Here is a 16,599-nt window from a genome sequence, read left to right on the forward strand (position 1 = left end):
ACCGCCCCCGCCCCCGCGGCCGCCCCTTTGAGCCCCACCCGCCCGCACCGCAACCGCAGCCTCACACCTTCCCAGCCTCGTCGGTGGTCCTCCGTGTCGCTCCGGACCACCGACTCCCTCGCACCGGCGGTTCGCGGCCCTCCGGGCCGCTCACCGGGGCGCGCCAACCGTATTACTATTTATAAACCGTCGTCCGTCAGCTCCCGTCGACCTCGATCACGTGCGCGTCCTCGGGGTCGAAGCCGACGACGACCTCGCCGGAGAGGGGGTCGCGGGTCCGGACGACGAGGTCGCGACCGCCCCAGTCGAGGGTCACGCGCGTCGTTTCGCCGAGGAACTCCGCGCTCGCGACGGTCGCCGCGAGCCGGCTCTCGCCCTCGTCGATCCGCAGGTACTCGGGGCGGACCGAGAAGGTGAGGCGGTCGCCGACGGCGACGTCGATGGCTCCGCCGACCCGGAGCGTCTCGCCGCCGACGTCGACGGCGGCGGCGGTGGAGCCCTCGGAGGTGTCCCCGATCGCCGTGATCCGTCCCTCGAAGACGTTGTTGTCGCCGACGAACTCAGCGACGAACCGGGTCGCCGGCTCGCGGTAGACGGTTCGCGGGGGCGCGACCTGCTCGGGCGCGCCGTCGCGCATCACCGCGACGCGGTCGGAGATCGCCAGCGCCTCCTCTTGGTCGTGGGTGACGTAGACGGTCGTGATCCCGAGCTCGGACTGGATCCGTCGGACCTGCACCCTGAGCCGCTCGCGGAGCTGCGCATCGAGCGCGCTCATCGGCTCGTCGAGGAGGAGGAGGTCCGGGCCGGGCGCGAGCGCCCGCGCCATCGCGACGCGCTGGCGTTGCCCGCCGGAGAGGCTCTCCGGCTCTCGGTCGGCGGCGTCCGGGAGGTCGACCAACTCGAGCAGCTCCGCGACGCGCTCGTCGCGGGTGACCCCCTCGGGCGGATCGGCGAATTTGAGCCCGTACGCGACGTTCTCGCCGACGGTCATGTGCGGGAACAGCGCGTAGTTCTGGAAGACGACGCCCACGTCGCGGTCCTCCGGAGGCACGCCCGCGACCGACTCGCCGAAGAAGCGGACGGTCCCGGAAGAGGGCTCCTCGAAACCCGCGATCAGTCGGAGCGTCGTCGTCTTGCCACAGCCCGAGGGGCCGACCAGCGTGAAGAACTCCCCCTCGCGCACCCGGAGACTCACGTCGTCGACGGCGGCGGTGTCGCCGTAGCGCTTCGTCACGCCGTCGAGCTCGACGGCCGGCGGGGCGTCGGGGGTGTTGGAAGCGTCGAGGGCGTCGTCGGGCGACGCGCCGGCGCCGCCGGGTCCGGCGTCCGCGGTCGCCTCTTCAGAGCCCACGGTGCTCACCCCCGAGCCGCTCGATGACGACGAAGCTGAGCCCGGTGACGACGAGGAGGACGACGCCCATTGCGGTCGCCGGTCCGAGCCGACGCCCGATGAACCGTTCGATGGCGACCGGCATCGTGTACGCGTCGGCGCCGGTCGCGAGCACCACCGTCGCCGTGAACTCGCCGATCGAGATGGCGAACGCGAACGCCGCGCCGGCGACGACGCCGGGCCACACGAGCGGGAGCTCCACGTCGCGGATCACCCGCGTCCGCGACGCGCCGAGCGCCCGCGCCGACTCGATCAGCGACCGGTCGAGCCCCTCCAGCCCGGGCGCGACCGTCCGGACGACGAAGGGATAGCCCGCGACCGCGTGCGCGACGACGATGGCGACCGCGCCGGTCGCCGCGAATCGCCACCCCGCGATCTCGACCCCGAAAACGAGCCCGCGGAGGAGCCCGAGCCCGACGACGATCCCCGAGACCGCGAGCGGCGCCATCGCGGCCGCGTCGACCAGCTTCCGCCCGCGGTAGCGTCGCGTCGTCAGCACCGCGACGACGACTCCCATCGGGAGCGACACGAGGGTCGCCGCGCTCGCGAACGCCAGCGAGTTGCGGATCGCGGGCCACGGCCGCACCTGAAACGCCGCCCCCGTGCGCTGGCGGTCGAGGAGGAACCGGTAGTGCTCCAGCGTGAGCGCGCCGTCGCCCCCCGTGACGCTCGCGAGGATCATCGAGGCGATCGGCGCGAGGAAGAGGACCGCCACGGCGACGCTGTAGGCGGCGAGCCCGACGCGCGGCAGGAGCTCCCGCGCGGTCGGCGCCGAGGGGAGCAGGCGCCTGCGCGGGAGGGGGCGAGCGCCCCGCGCGCTGACGGTGTTGCGCGCCTCGTAGCGCAGGTACGCCAGCAGCACTCCGAGGGAGATGACGAGCTCGACGATCGCCAGCGCGGCCGCCTCGGCGTAGCTCAGGTCGCGGACGAGGCGGTAGACGAACACCTCGACCGTCGCGAGCTCGAACCCGCCGAGCGCGAGGACGATGGGGAAGGTGCCGAAGGTGAACACGAACGTCAGCGCCGCGCCCGTCAGGACGGCGGGGTACACCTGCGGCGCGACCACGTCGTAGAACGCCCGAACCGGTCCCGCGCCGAGGCTGCGGGCGGTCTCGACCGCGCGCGCGTCGACCGACTCCCACGCCGCGGTCGTCACCCGAGCGACCAGCGGCGCGTTGTAGAAGGCGTGCGCGATCACGATCGCCTGCAGCGAGAACATGAGGTCGAGACGCGGGAGCCCGAGCGCCGACAGGGCGGCGTTCAGGGTTCCGTTGGTACCGAACGTGGCGACGAAGCCGACCGCGACCATGATCGACGGGAGGACGAACGGGACGATCGTCAGCGACCGCAGCGTCCGGCGGCCGGGGAACTCGAAGCGCGCGAGCAGGTAGGCGGCGGGCAGCCCGAGCGCGACGCTGGCGATCGTCGACAGCGCGGCCTGATACGCCGTGAACCCGATGATCCCGAGCCGACGGTCCGCCCCGAGGAACGCGCGGGCGACCGCGAGCGGCGACTCGCCCGCGAACAGCCGGGCGAACTCGCCGAAGTAGAACGGGTCACGCAACAGCTCGGCGAACACCGACAGCGTGGCCGCGCCGTCGACGACGACCGCCTCGATCAGGACCGTGCCGACCGGATAATAAAAGGCCACGACGAGGACGAGACTCGTGAGGACCGCGAGCGCGGACAGCAGCCGCCCTTCGAGTCGGTCGCGGAGGGAGCGGGTTCGACCGCGACTCGCGTCGGCGTCTCGGTGCGGGCTCGCGTCGACGCCGCGGTCCGGGTCGCCCTCGGCGTCGCTACGGCGGTCCGTCACGCCGTCGGCCTCAGTTCCCGGCGTACTGTCGCTCCCAGGCGTCGATCCACTGGCTGACCGAGCCTTGGAGCTCGTCGTACGTGAACGTCACCGGTTCGCTCGGCTCCTTCGCGAGTTCGGCGTAGTCGTCCGGGAGCGTCGCGGTGTCGGTCGCCGGGAAGGCGACGTTGCGCTGGGCGATCTGTCCCTGCACCGCCGGCTCCAGCATGAACGACATGAACTCGCGGGCGAGTTCCGGCTCGTCGGCGTCGGCGAAGACGGCCATCCCCTCGGGGGTCGCGTACGCCTGGTCGTTTAAAAACCGGATCTGGTGCCGTTCGAGGTCCTCGCCCGCGTCGGCCGCGAACACCTGATCGGTCGAGTAGGAGACGACCATCGGTGCCTCCCCGTTGCTCCAGGCGGTGTAGGCGTCGTCCCACGAGCCGAGCACGCGCACGTCGTTGGCCTGCAGGTCAGCCCAGTAGTCGAGGTAGTCGTAGTCGGACTCGCCGTCGCCGCCCGCGACCGCCTCGCCGTCGCCGTCGCTCGCGACGCCGCCGTCGCCGAAGCGGTGGATCGTGTGCAGCAGGAACGAGCGCCCCGTCGAGGAGCCGCCGGGGTTCTGCGCGATGAGCGCGCCGCTGTGCTCGTCGGCGAGCAGCCCGTCGAACGTCTCGGGCGCCTCGGTCGCCGTGCCGTCGTAGACGAGGCTGACGTAGCCGGTGTCGAAGGGGACCGCCCGGTCGAACGGATCGAACAGGAGCCCGTCGCGGACGTCGTCGAACCCGGCCACCTCGCCGCGCTCGGCGAACAGGTCGTCGTCGAGCCGGTCGTCGACGCGCACGAGGTCCTCGGTGGTGAGCCCGACGTAGAGGTCGGCGTCGATGGACACCCCCGAGTCGGCCCGCTCGACGTAGTAGTTCAGCTCGTTGTCGGGCGTCGCCCACTCGAGCTCGGCGTCGACGCGCGACTCGAACTCCTCTTTGAGCCACTCTCCCGGGCTCACCGAGGGCGCGTCGATGAAACTGGTGTACGTCGCGACCGTCAGGGTCGGGGTCGTTCCCTCGTCGCCGTCGGAGCCGTCCGAGTCGTCTTCTCCCTCGTCGCCGTCGGAGTCCTCCTCGCCGTCGCTCGCTCCGTCCGAGCCGTCGTCGCCGGTCTGTTGCGCGCTGCACCCGGCGAGCGCGACGCCGCCCGCGGCCGCGCCGCTGAGCGCTAGGAACCGGCGACGGGTCGCGGGGCCGGCTCGCCGTCGCGTCCGCGGTGCGCTCGCGTCCTCGTCGATGGTCGCGTCCGTGTCGTCTGCCATTACTCGGTTGTCACACCGAGTGGTTATAAGTGATCCGTGTCGGCATCGGAGAGCGAGACAGCTAACGAAAGCGGGCGCCGAATCGAACGGCGTCCCTTCCGAATTCGGGCGCCGGATCGAACGGCATCGCTCCCGAACCCGGCGCCGACACCGCTTTACGCCGACACGCCTTTCAGACGGGTATGAACGAGCCGTCGAGCGGAACCCCGACCGGAACCACGCGTCGCCGCCTGCTCGCCGCGGGCGCGAGCGCCGCTGCCGTCGGCCTCGCGGGCTGTCTCGGCACCCGCGACGGGCCGGTGCCGGAGCCGACCGTGACGAGCGACCGAATCGACGACGGCTGGCGGCTCCTCGACGAGTCGGAGAGCACGGTCTTCGAGCAGGCGTACGGGCCGGTGACCGTACGCGCCCTCGAACGCACGCTGATCTACGAGTACGTCTCCGTCGCCGAGGCGCTCGACGAAACGTTCGGCGCGAGCGGGTCGCCGGTGGTCTTCTTCGCGACCCGAATCGACCTCAGGCCCTCCCTCGACGCACTCCCGGCCGGTGTCGGTCGCGATCGGCTGATGGCGGAGGTGGAGCCGGCCGCGGTCGACGCGTTCCGCGCCCAGCTCCGGAACGCCGGAATCGAGAACCTCGAAGCGGTCGACGAGGGAACCACGACGGTCACCGGCGGCCACACCGCGACGGCGTGGCGCTTCGAGGGAGAGTTCGCGCTCGACGGGGAGATCCCCCTCCCGGACGGCTCGACGACCGCGGTCGACGAGCCCGTGGGCGCTACGGCGCGACTCGCCGTCTGGCACGACGGCACCGACGTGCTCGTGGCCGGCGGCGCGTTCCCCTCGGAAGCGGTCACGGAGGTTATCGGCGACTCCCTTCCCGGATCGATCGACGGCGAGGCCGTCGTCGAGTCGGTCGGCGACGCGGAGACGGCGGAGACGCTGGCGACCGACCCGGCCGCGTTCGACGAGGAGATATCCGCGCTGATCGTCTCGGTGGCCTGACGGGAGCGACCCACGCGCCCGCCCCTGACGCGTCTTCGTCCGAGCCGACCCGTTTCGTCCGAGCCGGCCCGTTTCGTCGAACCGACCCGTTTCGTCGAACCGACCCGTTTAATCCGCGTCCGCGACTCCCGACGGGTATGAGCGACTTCCCCGAGTTCGAGGTGATTCCGGCGGTCGACGTACAGGACGGCGAGGTCGTCCAGCTGGTCGGCGGCGAGCGCGGCACTGGCAAGCGGTACGGCGACCCGGTCGAGGCCGCCGAGCGCTGGATAGCGGGGGGCGCACGGACGCTCCACCTCGTCGACCTCGACGGCGCGTTCGAGGGCGAGCGCGTCAACGCCGACGCGATCGAGGCCGTGGTCCGGAGCGTCCCGGACGAGATCGGCCTCCAGCTCGGCGGCGGCATCCGGGCTGCGGAGGGCGCGCGCGAGCTCCTCGATATCGGGCTCGATCGCGTGATTCTGGGGACCGCAGCCGTCGAAACGCCCGAGATAGTCGCCGAGATCGACGAGACTCACCCCGGGAGCGTCGTCGTCAGCCTCGACGCGAAGGACGGGGAGGTCGTCGTCAGCGGGTGGACGGAGGGGACCGGGCTCGACCCCGCGGAGGCCGCGGTACGCTACGAGGAGTTGGGCGCGGGCGCGGTCTTATTCACGAACGTCGACGTCGAGGGACAGCTGGAGGGGATCAATCGCGAGGCGGTCGAGAGCGTGGTCGACGCGGTCGATATCCCCGTTATCGCCTCCGGCGGCGTCGCGACGATCGACGACGTGGTCGCGCTGAAGGAGGCCGGCGCCGGCGCGGTCGTCGTCGGGACCGCGCTGTACGAGGGCGCGTTCGCGCTGCGGGAGGCGCAGGACGCGGCTGATGCGATTTAAGTATCTGACTCCAGCGCCGCCGGGGGCTTCGCCGCCGGCTGCCAGGGAGAGCTTCGGCCCTCCTGTTCGCGGCCCTGCGGGCCGCTCACCGGGTCGCGCCCTCTCTGTCCGTTTATAAATGGCCGTGGTGCCGTCCCGTGGCTCAGGTACGTCCGACATCGCCGTCGACGGGGTGTCGTCGGTCTCTGCGGGTCGCCGGCCGGTTTCGGCCCGTGGCGTCGCGTCCCGGTCGTGAGCGAAACCTGCCCCGGTGCCGGCCGCTTATGTGTGTACACCCGAACGTGGTAGTATGAACGAGGACTCCCGCGCGGACCGACGCTCTCCCGTCGGCGAGCCCGTCGTCCGGGCCGACCCCGAGGTGACGGGCGAGCGGGCCGCGGAGGCGGTCGGCTTCGACCCCGACGACCCAGAGAGCGTGGCCGAGGCGGCCGAGACGGTGGCCCGCTTCGCGGCCGGCGACGTCGGCGACGAGGACAACGTCTTGATGTTGCGCGGGGCGGCCGCGTGCGCGGCGCTCGTCCGCGGCGTCGGCTCGTACAAGGCGGCCGCCGAGCGCGCGGGCGACGACGTCTCCGTGGCGTTCATTCGCAAGTGGGCCCGCGTCCACGACCTGCCGCAGGCGATCCGCCGGCAGGTCGCGAGCGGGCGGATCGCGCCGAGCGCGGCGAAACACGTCGCCCGCCTCGGCGGTACCGACCGCTACCTCCTCGCGTGGGCGACCATCGACGGCGACCTCACCGTCCGCGAGGTGCGCTCCGTCGCCTCCGCGGTCAACGACGGCGCCGACGTCGAAAGCGCGGTCCGCGAGACGGGCGTCGAACTCGGTCACCTCGGCGTCAGGCTCCCCCTCGACACCTACGTGGAACTCCGACGCCGCGCCTCGAATCAAACCGTCGAGCCCGGCGCCCTCGTCGGTGAGGCGCTCGACGACTACTTCGCCGGCGAGCCCGAGTAACGCTCGCCGAACCGCCCGACTGCGGCCGCGATCGCCGCTCGTCCCTTCTCGACCTCCTCCCACGCGATCGTCTCGTCCGGGTAGTGCGCCTCCAGGATGTCGCCCGGACCCAGGAGCACGGTCGGGACCCCCGCCGCGACGTAGTGTCTGGAGTCCGCGCCGTACGTCGCGCCGGTCGGCTCCGGGTCCGGGAGGCCGGCGTCGACGAGCCCCGCCCGCGCGGCCTCGACGATCGGTTCGTCGACGGCGACCTCGCTCGCCTCGAACTGCACCGAGAACCGCTCGAACGTCGGCGGGTGCTCGCGCAGCCACGGGTCCTCGGCGGCGACCTCGTCGAGCCGCGCGCGAAAGGCCTCCTCGACCTCGTCGACCGTCTCGCCCGGCGCGACCCCGATCCGGAACTCGGCGGTGAGCGACGCCGGCACCGTCGAGGCCCACGACCCGGCCTCGACGGTCCCGCAGACCACCGGCCACGACACCGGGAACTCCGCGTACAGGGGATGCGTCACCGACTCGCCGCGCTCGGCCTCCAGTTCAACGAACGCCTCCCGGATCGCCTCGAACCGCGGGAGGATGTCTTCGCCGCGCCAGCGCGTGGCGGCGTGCGCGCTCCGCCCGGTCAGTTCGAGTCGCGCCATCAGCGACCCCTCGGTGGCGACCACGGGCCGCAGTTCGGTCGGCTCCGCGACGATGGCCGCGTCGCGCTCGAAGGGGTACGGATTCGCGAGCGCCGCGGTCGCCGCGCCGTACCCGCCGTCCTCCTCGCCCGCGACCGCCTCGACGACGACGCGGAGCCCGCCCGCGGGGAGGTCGAACTCCCCCGCCGCGACCGACGCCTGAACGTCGAGCGCCGCGCCCACGCACGCCGCGACCCCCGACTTCATGTCCGCCGCGCCGCGGGCGGTGAGGGTCTCGCCGTCGCTGTCGGCGTCGATATCGATGTCGCCGTCGACGTCAGTCTCCCCCCACTCCGGCTCGAAGGGGTCACTCGACCACTCCGCGGGCTCGGCGGGGACCACGTCGATATGGCCGTTCAGGACGACCGTGGGGGTGGCGTCGCCGGCGTCTCCCTTCCCCTCCCCCGCTGCGCTCGCCTCGCCGAGTTCGAGCACGCCCCCGACGCTCCGGCGTCCGGCCACGTCCGCCTCGTCGAGGTCGTCCGGGAAGGAGGGGTGCTCCGCGAGGATCTCGGGGGCGGCGTCCCACGCGTACGTCTCGAAGCCGAGGTCGTCGAGCCGCTCCTCGACGAAGTCGGCCGCGGCCGCCTCCTCGCCGGCGGTGGAGGCGAACCGACAGAGGTCGGCGGCGAACGCTCGCATGTCGAAGTCCATGCTCGCGGCGACGGCGGCGCCCGGGAAACCGTTTCGGATCCACCGGACGACGGCGTTTCGCTGGGCCCGCCGCGGGTGGTTTCTAAACGTTTATCCGTGGTCTGTCCCTACCGATCCGTGTCTGGGCCGGTAGCTCAGTTAGGGAGAGCGTCCGGCTTTTAACCGGACGGTCGGGGGTTCGAATCCCTCCCGGCCCGTTTCCCTGCGACCAACGGGAGCAGTGAAAACGCCAGAGGGATTCGAATCAGGGAACGGAGCTTGCGGAGCGACCGTGGTTCGAATCCCGTCGGACCCGCTCCCCTCACTTCGTTCGGTCACGGGTCCGACTGGCTCCACGCTCGCTTCGCTCGCGTGGATCCCTCCCGGCCCGCTATACCGCCGCGAGCAACATCGCGAGCGACGCCGCCGCTCCGGCTCGTCGAAGTCGAGGGAAACAGCGCGTGACGCGTCGCCGTCGAAACCGAATTCAGTACCCGAGCCGCTCGCGCACGAGGACGACCGTCGTCCGGCCCTCCTCCGTCTCCTGCCGGTAGATGAGCTGCTTCGCGATCGACGACTCGACGCCGTACGCCTCCTGGGCGCGCTCGTTCTCCAGCGGGTACGCGACCGACTCCAGCCGGTCGAGGGCGTCGTCGAGGGTGGGGACGATCTTGTTCGCGCCGCTGACGATGACCACGTTGCCGGCGGCGAACGGGTACGCCCCGATCCGGCTACCGGAGAGGTCGGCGGCGACGAGTTCGCCCGTCTCCGCGACCGCGTTGATACCGCCGAGGAAGTAGTCCGCCGTCTGGGCCTTCCGGCGCGCCGCCTGTCGCTCGTCGTCGTCGTCGATGCTCCAGATCTCGTTCGGGAGACTCTCCCACTCGTGGTCGCCCTCGCTCAGGAGCTCGTCGAACCCGATCTCCTCGAGCGTCGTCGAGTGACCGTTCATCACGGAGACCCCGTCGGGGATCTGCGATTTCACCGTCTCTAACGCCTCGTCGGCGTCGTCGACGACGATCACGTCGAAGCCGCTGGCTTCGAGGCCGGCGACCGCCGATTCGACGGTCTCGTCGTCGGGGAGCTGGTCGAGCGCGTCGTCGATCTCGGTGTCGTCTGCGTAGTCCGCTTTCTGTTGTGGCATGGTGAAGTGAACGCGAATCGGGACCGCGATGCGCCTCTCCGTGGGTGAGTCCACGCCGGGAGACGCCGGGTCCGTATCGTGTCCGAGTCGAGGAGCGGACGACACTTAACGACTCGCGAACACCCGTGTCTGGTGGTGACACCGGTGTTATCCTCGTGTCGGCGGGGCGACCGCTCGGTTCGTGACGCGCGGGACGAGCGGACCGGCGTTGTGAGCGACGAGCCGGCGGCTCCGCGGTCGGTCGTCGATAAAGATCGCGTGTCGTCGAGGCCCGAAGGGGGCGCGCGACGGTCGGTCAGCGGGTCGGTCCAGCGGAACGACTGCGGTCGGCGTGGGTGGTGTAGTTGTCCTATCGGACGCTTACATCGCGCCGCCCATACCGCCCATGCCGCCCATGCCGCCGCCCATGCCGCCGGGCGCGCCGCCGGGGCCGCCCTCGTCGCCGCCGTCGTCGGAGCCGCCGCCCTTGAGGTCGCCGGCCGCGATGACGTCGTCGATGCGCAGGATCATGACGGCCGCCTCGGTGGCGGACTCGATGGCCTGGGTCTTGACGCGGAGCGGCTCCACGACGCCCTCGGCCTCCATGTCGATCACGTCGCCCGTGTAGGCGTCGAGACCGGCGCCGAACTCGCCGGCGTCGTGCCGGGAGCGGAGGTCGACCAGCGAGTCGATGGGGTCGAGACCCGCGTTCTCGGCGAGGGTGCGCGGGACGACTTCCAGCGCGTCGGCGAACGCCTCGACGGCGAGCTGCTCGCGGCCGCCGACGGAGTCGGCGAAGTCGCGGAGCTGCAGCGCGAGCTCGGCCTCGGGGGCGCCGCCGCCGGGCAGGACCTGCCCGTCGAGCAGCGTCGTGCGCACGACGCCGAGCGAGTCCTCGATGGCGCGCTCGACCTCGTCGACGACGTGTTCGGTGCCGCCGCGGAGGATGAGGGTGACGGACTTCGCCTGCTCGACGTCCTCGACGAAGATGCGCTCGTCGCCGCCGATGTCCTTCTGGGCGACGGAGCCGGCGAAGCCGAGGTCCTCGGACTCGATGTCCTCGAGGTTGGAGACGACTCGGCCGCCGGTCGCGCGGGCGAGGCGATTCAGGTCACCGGACTTCGCGCGGCGGACGGCGAGGATGCCCTCCTGCGCGAGGTAGTGCTGGGCCATGTCGTCGATACCGTCGCCGACGAAGACGACGTCGGCGCCGATGTCGACGAAGTGGTCGACCATCTCGCGGAGCTGCTCCTCCTCCTGGTCGAGGAACTGCTGGAGCTGGTCGGGGTCGGTGACGTTGACCTCGGCGTCGATCTCGGTCTCCTTGACCTCGATGGCGCCGTCGAACAGCGCCACGTCCGCGTCCTCGACGGCGAAGGGCATGTTCTCGTCGACGCGTTCCTTGTCGACGATGACGCCCTCGACGAGCTCGGACTGGTCGATCGAGCTGCCGACGACCTTCTCGACGGAGACGTTCTCCGTGTCGATGCCGTCGTCGTCAGCGACTGCGAGCACGGAGTCGACGACGAGCTCGGCGAGGAGGTCCTTGGAGTTCTCGGCGCCCTTGCCCGTCATCGCCGTCTCGGCGATCTCGACGAGCGTGTCGTAGTCGTCTTCGGAGACGTCGATGGCGTCCTCCTCGAGGATCTCCTTGGCCTTCTCGGAGGCCTGGCGGTACCCCTGGGCGAGGGTCGTCGCGTGGATGTCCTGATCGAGGAGCTCCTCGGCCTGATCGAGGAGCTCACCGGCGACCACGACCGCGGAGGTGGTGCCGTCGCCGACCTCCTCCTCCTGCGTCTCGCTTACCTCGACGATCATGTTGGCCGCCGGGTGGTCGATGTCCATCTCCTTCAGGATGGTGACGCCGTCGTTCGTGACGACGACGGACCCGCCCGAGTCGACGAGCATCTTGTCCATCCCTTTCGGGCCGAGCGTTGTGCGGACCGACTCCGCGACCGCCTTGCCGGCCGTGATATTCATGTTCTGCGCGTCCTTTCCGGAGGTACGCTGCGACTCCTCAGAAAGTACGATCATGGGCTGATTGCCCATCCGCTGGCGCTGTGACATTACAACCATTGATTGTTTGTGATTCTATATAAACCCATCGTTCGAAGCGTGCCAAATCGCAACACGGTGGGGGAGTATCGGCCTGCATGTGTCTCGTTATCACGGGTGTTTATATGACCAACAGATCGCGCGTCGGGACACGGTCATCTTTAGTTATACGTAGATCGCGGTGGAGCGCGCCTACGAGCGGCCGTCAGGCCGCGAGGGGTGCGAGCGACCGAGGACCGCAGCGAGGCCCCGAGTCGTCGCGGCAGCGAGGCGCAAAGCGCCTCTAGCAGCCGGCGGCGAAGGCGCCAGCGGCTGGGCTTTGGAGGCGGTCACCGCGTCGCCAGTGGTAGTCAGTTATAACCGAACAACCGCGACCCCGACGGCGACACCAAACTCCGCTTACTGCGGCGCGTTGAAGTTTACGTCGTCGTCGAGCTCGTTCGACATGCGCTCCAAGTAGGAGTACACCGCGCCGTGCGGAGCCCCGTCCAACAGCATCCCGACGGCCCGACGAACCACTTCGAGTTCCTCGGGCTGCCCGACGGCGCCCACCGTCGAGCCGTAGACGACGACGTTCGCGCCCGACAGCTCCTCCAGCAGCTCGCGGGTCCGGCCGTTCTCGCCGATGATCCGGCCCTTCTTGCGCTGGAGGTCGTTGTCGTTGCGGGTGTGCTCGGACAGGTCGATCAGATCGAGCGTCCGGAGGTCGTGGTCGAGGATCGACAGCGCCGTCTCCGGGGTGAACCCCCGCCCGATCGCCTTGATCACGTCCGGCGCGACCATCGCGGCGACGGGGTCGTCGCGCTCCTCGATGGCGACGCTGCCCGACTCCGAGTCCACGTCGAGCCGCACGTTCGCCCGCTCCTCGATCTCTCGCATCGTCTCGCCGCCGGCGCCGATGACGACGCCGATACGGTCCTGCGGAACCGTCACGTGTTGCATACGGCGAAATACCCGGCGAAGCCTTTTAAACGTGTCCGCCGGCTCCGGGCGTGCGGTCGTATGACGGAGGTATTCGGCCGTCTGCGGACGATGTCGCTACGCTCTACCGATCCGACTCTCCCGTCGATTCGGCGGTCGAGTCAGCGTTCGGCTCTTCGTCGTCTTTGGCCTCCGACTCCTCGTTTTCGGCCTCCGGCTCCGTCACGTACGCGCGGAGGTCGTCGGGGTCGACGTCGATCCCCTCCCGAGTGAAGAAGGCCGCCACGTTCTCGCAGTCGCGCTGGAGAAACTCGCCGGCGTTCGGGTGGTGGACCGTCACGGCCTGCCCCATATCGATGATCACCAACTCGCCGTCGTGGATGATCATGTTGTACTCCGAGAGGTCGCCGTGGATCAGCCCGGCGCGGTAGAGCCGGCGCATGTACTCGCGAACGACCTCGTAGGCGGTCTCGGGGTTCTCCACGTCGACCTCGTTCAGCCGTCGGGCGCGGTCCTCCGGGTGGCCGACGAGCTCCATCACGAGGACGTTCCGCTGGACCGCGATCGGCTCGGGAACGCGAACGCCCGCCTTCCGCGCGCGTTCGAGGTTCGCGAACTCCTTGCGGGTCCACGCCAGTACGACCGCCTTCTTGTCGCTCGCGATCCCCTCGAACCGGGGGTCGCCCTCGAGGTAGTCGCGCATCTGCCGGAAGTTCGAGGAGTTGATCCGGTACACCTTCACGGCGACCTCGCGCTCCGAGTGGACGCCCTCCGGACCGCCGCCCGCCGCCGCGGAGCCGGGCTCCGGCCGCTCGCCGGCCTGCCCGCCGAGCGCCTCGAAGACGCTCGCCTCCTTCCCCGTCGACACCGGGCCGCCGAAGGCGTCGACGTAGCCGTCCTGCACGAGCTTGTACACCGCCGCCAGCGTCGCGTCGTCGAACACCGACTCTTGAAGCTTGAACTGCTCGGTGTCCTTGATCCGCTTGCGGAACTCGTCGAACTCCCGGTCCTGTCGGCGGGCGATCCGGTCCGCCTCCGTGTCGGAGACGTCCAGCTGTTCCCACTCGTCGCCGGGCTGATCGTCGGGCTCTAGCAGGACGAACTCCTCGCTCATTCGCCTCGACGTTCGACACCGCGAGGGATAAGCGAGGGGGTCCGCGGGCCGCTCCGTCAGTCGTCGGCGACCGGCGCCCCGTCGCTCCCGGTCACCAACCCGTCGTCCGTCGCCCGTTCGGCGATCCGCGGCTGGAACACCCACGCCGCCAGCAGGACGATCGGGACCATCGACGCTCCGACGACCGCGTAGCCGGTGTGGAGGGTCGGGAGGAACGGGGCCGCGTACACCAGCGGGTAGACGATCCCGCCGACCGTGCCGACGCCGCCGACGACGCCGGCCACCGCGCCGGAGCTGTCCGGGAACATCGCGGGCACCTGCGCGAAGATGGCGCCCTCGGAGAACGCACAGCCCATGCCGACGAGGAAGCCGGCGCCCACGGCGACGAGCACCCGACCGGAGAGGCCGGCGAGCGTCATCCCGAACATCGCGAGGACGACGAAACACAGCGAGACGAACGTCCACTGCTCGCGGTAGCGACCCGTGAAGAGCGGGATGATATCCCGCTCGGCCCGAGCCAGCCGGTCGCTGACGTACCCGCCGATCGGCCGCAGCAGCCCGGCGGCGACCGAGAACGTCGCGGCGAACGTCGACGCCAACACGAGGTTCTGCGTGTCGAACCCCTCGCGGTAGTAGGTGGCCAGCCAGCCGTTCATCGAGAGCTCGAGCCCGAACGTCATCACGTACGCGAGCGCCAGGACCACCGTTCCGTACCTGGTCGCGGTGAAGATCCACTCTCTCAGCCCGGCGTTCTCCTTCGTCGCCGCGCGCTTCTCGCTGCTCTTGGCGGCCTCGCCGAACGCGTAGTAGACGCCCGCCAGCAGGATCGACACCACGCCGGTGTAGAAGAACGCGGCGCGCCAGTTCGTGTCGAAGATCGGCCCGTTCCACCCGGCGGAGAACACCCTCGGGAGCACGAGCGCCCCGCCGGCCGCGCCGGCGTTGCCGATCCCGGCGTAGATCCCCTCCGCGGTGCCGAGCTCGTCCGCCTCGAACCACTCGGAGACGTGCTGGATCCCGATCACGAACGTGATCCCCGCCGTGGCGACGATCAGCCGCGTGACGAAGAACGTCGCGTACGACTCGGCGAACGCGCTCCAGATCGAGAAGACGCCGACGTACGCCAAGACGATGGCGAAGATCGTCGGCGCCCCGAACCGGTCCGAGAGCCACCCGGTGAGGATCCGGCCGAACGGCGCCAGCCAGATCGCCGCGCTCGCCAGGACGCCGATCTCGGCCAGCGACAGCCCGAACTCCTCGGCCATCGGCCCCGTGAAGGGCGCGAACGAGAACCAGATCAGGAACGAGAAGTTGAACCCGACCGTCGCGAGCAGCAGCGTCCGGTACTTCGTCATCCGGATCGGGCTGTTCACGCGCACCACCTCTGGGGACCGCCCGTCACCCGCCGATCCGGTCCGGCCGTCCTCGGAACCGACGACGAGGGCCGGATGACCGCCCACGCGTGCGAGCATCCCGCTCCGAGCGTTGGTTTCTCACACTCAACCGTTCGTGTGATTCCGCATCTGAGTTTATTCACGTTGAAGGCACACGAACTTGAGCTTAATAAGATAACTGCTGAACATATGTGCGCTAATTCACGATGGAATGAGTAATAGCGTAATCCGCGGTTCGAGATGGATTTATTTCATCGTCTGATTGCAGAAGTTTGATTACCAAACTAATAAACCCTATAACACCAACAAGACAAAATAATATACCAAATTGTTGTTCATTATATGGTCTAAGGATCGCGTCGAGGGAACGCCGTCCTCGACGCGGACGGGACGCGTCCGGAAAACGCCGGCCGCGGATCACTCGGCGGCGACCGCCTCGTAGTCGCGTCGCTCCCGTCGGTCGGGAGCCGAGATCCGCACCGCGCACTGCTTGAAGTTCGGTTCGGCGGAGTCCGGGTCGACCGCGGACAGCGTGAGCTCGTTTATCGCCCCGTAGTGAATCGGCAGCCAGACCATTCCGGGCGGGACGTCGTCGTTCGGGCTGACCGCGACTCGAACCGCGGACCGGCGGGACGCGATCACCGTCTCCCCCCGGTCGAACGCCGCCAGGTGCCGAGCGATCGTCTCCGGGTGGATCCGCGCCGTCGGACGGCCGTTCCCGTCGTCGTCTCCCGTCCGGACGCCCGTGTTGTAGACGCCGTCGGCCCGCCCCGTCGTCAGCGTGAGCGGGTATTCCCCGTCGACCGGTTCGGGGACCTCGCTGTGCGCGACCGTCGAGAACCGCGCGCGCCCCGACGCCGTGTCGAACGACCAGTCGCCGTCGTCGCGGTACCGGTAGCCGCCCTCCGCGTCGGCGGTCGGGGCGGGCCAGCGGACCGCCAGCTCCGACGCGAGCCGGTCGTAGGAGATCCCGGACAGGTCGGCCGTCGTGCCGGCGGTGAGGTCGCGGATCTCGTCGAACACCGCGGCCGGGTCCAGCGGCGGGTCCTCGAACAGACCGGAGTGGATCCGGTCGCCGACCGCCGCGATGATGTCGAGGTCCTGGCGGGCGTCTCCCGGCGGATCGGTCGCCGCGGTGACCCGCGAGACGCGCCGTTCCATGTTCGTCGTCGTCCCCTCGGACTCCCCCCACGTCGCCGCCGGGAGGACGACGTCCGCCAGCTCGACGGTGTCGGATCGGAACGCGTCCTGGACGATCAGGAACGCGTCGTCGAGCGCGCGCTCGACGTGGCCCGCGACGGGCAACCCGGCGACCGGCATCATCGAGACCGTCCCGCAGACGTCGACGTTA

13 protein-coding genes and 1 tRNA gene are annotated in these 16,599 nt (G+C 70.1%); 4 read left to right on the top strand and 10 right to left on the bottom strand.

The window, feature by feature from the left end; all coding sequences use genetic code 11:
- Positions 1–196: 196 nt before the first annotated feature.
- The 3 genes from OQF71_RS09645 to OQF71_RS09655 form a co-directional block, all read right to left on the bottom strand.
- Complete coding sequence (locus tag OQF71_RS09645) at positions 197–1,360, bottom strand: ABC transporter ATP-binding protein (RefSeq protein ID WP_280587335.1); 1,164 nt, start codon at positions 1,358–1,360, stop codon at positions 197–199.
- Positions 1,341–3,083, bottom strand: coding sequence for an iron ABC transporter permease (locus OQF71_RS09650; protein ID WP_280587346.1), 1,743 nt, complete (start codon positions 3,081–3,083; stop codon positions 1,341–1,343). The genes OQF71_RS09645 and OQF71_RS09650 overlap by 20 nt, the downstream gene beginning before the upstream one ends.
- Positions 3,084–3,216: 133 nt before the next feature.
- Positions 3,217–4,494 carry a thiamine ABC transporter substrate-binding protein gene (locus OQF71_RS09655; protein ID WP_280587336.1) on the bottom strand — a complete coding sequence of 426 codons (1,278 nt, stop codon included), beginning with the start codon at positions 4,492–4,494 and terminating at the stop codon, positions 3,217–3,219.
- 182 nt (positions 4,495–4,676) lie between these two features.
- Here OQF71_RS09655 and OQF71_RS09660 point away from each other — a divergent pair, with 182 nt between their 5' ends.
- From OQF71_RS09660 to OQF71_RS09670, 3 genes are all read left to right on the top strand, one after another.
- Entirely contained in the window at positions 4,677–5,498 is an 822-nt protein-coding gene (locus tag OQF71_RS09660) for a hypothetical protein (protein WP_280587337.1), read from the top strand.
- 137 nt (positions 5,499–5,635) lie between these two features.
- Positions 5,636–6,376 (top strand): 1-(5-phosphoribosyl)-5-[(5-phosphoribosylamino)methylideneamino]imidazole-4-carboxamide isomerase, encoded by a 741-nt coding sequence (gene hisA, locus OQF71_RS09665; protein ID WP_280587339.1) that lies wholly within the window; start codon positions 5,636–5,638, stop codon positions 6,374–6,376.
- A 289-nt stretch (positions 6,377–6,665) separates the two neighbouring features.
- Positions 6,666–7,331, top strand: coding sequence for a hypothetical protein (locus OQF71_RS09670; RefSeq protein ID WP_280587340.1), 666 nt, complete (start codon positions 6,666–6,668; stop codon positions 7,329–7,331).
- Here OQF71_RS09670 and OQF71_RS09675 read toward each other — a convergent pair.
- Positions 7,307–8,662 carry a M20/M25/M40 family metallo-hydrolase gene (locus tag OQF71_RS09675; RefSeq protein WP_280587341.1) on the bottom strand — a complete coding sequence of 452 codons (1,356 nt, stop codon included), beginning with the start codon at positions 8,660–8,662 and terminating at the stop codon, positions 7,307–7,309. The two genes, OQF71_RS09670 and OQF71_RS09675, sit on opposite strands and share 25 nt — an antisense overlap.
- Before the next feature lie 123 nt (positions 8,663–8,785).
- On the opposite strand from OQF71_RS09675, the gene OQF71_RS09680 reads away from it, so the two are divergent.
- Positions 8,786–8,859, top strand: a tRNA-Lys gene (locus tag OQF71_RS09680).
- A 269-nt stretch (positions 8,860–9,128) separates the two neighbouring features.
- Here OQF71_RS09680 and OQF71_RS09685 read toward each other — a convergent pair.
- The 6 genes from OQF71_RS09685 to OQF71_RS09710 form a co-directional block, all read right to left on the bottom strand.
- Entirely contained in the window at positions 9,129–9,785 is a 657-nt protein-coding gene (locus OQF71_RS09685) for a lactate utilization protein (RefSeq protein WP_280587342.1), read from the bottom strand.
- Positions 9,786–10,145: 360 nt separating this feature from the next.
- A complete protein-coding gene (gene thsA / locus OQF71_RS09690) occupies positions 10,146–11,798 on the bottom strand; it encodes a thermosome subunit alpha (protein WP_280587347.1) in 1,653 nt (550 codons plus the stop codon).
- A 420-nt stretch (positions 11,799–12,218) separates the two neighbouring features.
- A complete protein-coding gene (locus OQF71_RS09695; protein WP_280587343.1) occupies positions 12,219–12,761 on the bottom strand; it encodes a KH domain-containing protein in 543 nt (180 codons plus the stop codon).
- 103 nt (positions 12,762–12,864) lie between these two features.
- Complete coding sequence (gene rio1, locus OQF71_RS09700; RefSeq protein ID WP_280587344.1) at positions 12,865–13,854, bottom strand: serine/threonine-protein kinase Rio1; 990 nt, start codon at positions 13,852–13,854, stop codon at positions 12,865–12,867.
- 56 nt (positions 13,855–13,910) lie between these two features.
- Complete coding sequence (locus tag OQF71_RS09705) at positions 13,911–15,209, bottom strand: MFS transporter (protein ID WP_280587348.1); 1,299 nt, start codon at positions 15,207–15,209, stop codon at positions 13,911–13,913.
- 456 nt (positions 15,210–15,665) lie between these two features.
- Positions 15,666–16,599: molybdopterin-dependent oxidoreductase (locus OQF71_RS09710; protein WP_280587345.1), on the bottom strand; the 934-nt coding region annotated here is incomplete at its 5' end.

It is taken from the genome of Halorubrum sp. Boch-26 (assembly GCF_029889805.1).
GTDB lineage: Archaea > Halobacteriota > Halobacteria > Halobacteriales > Haloferacaceae > Halorubrum.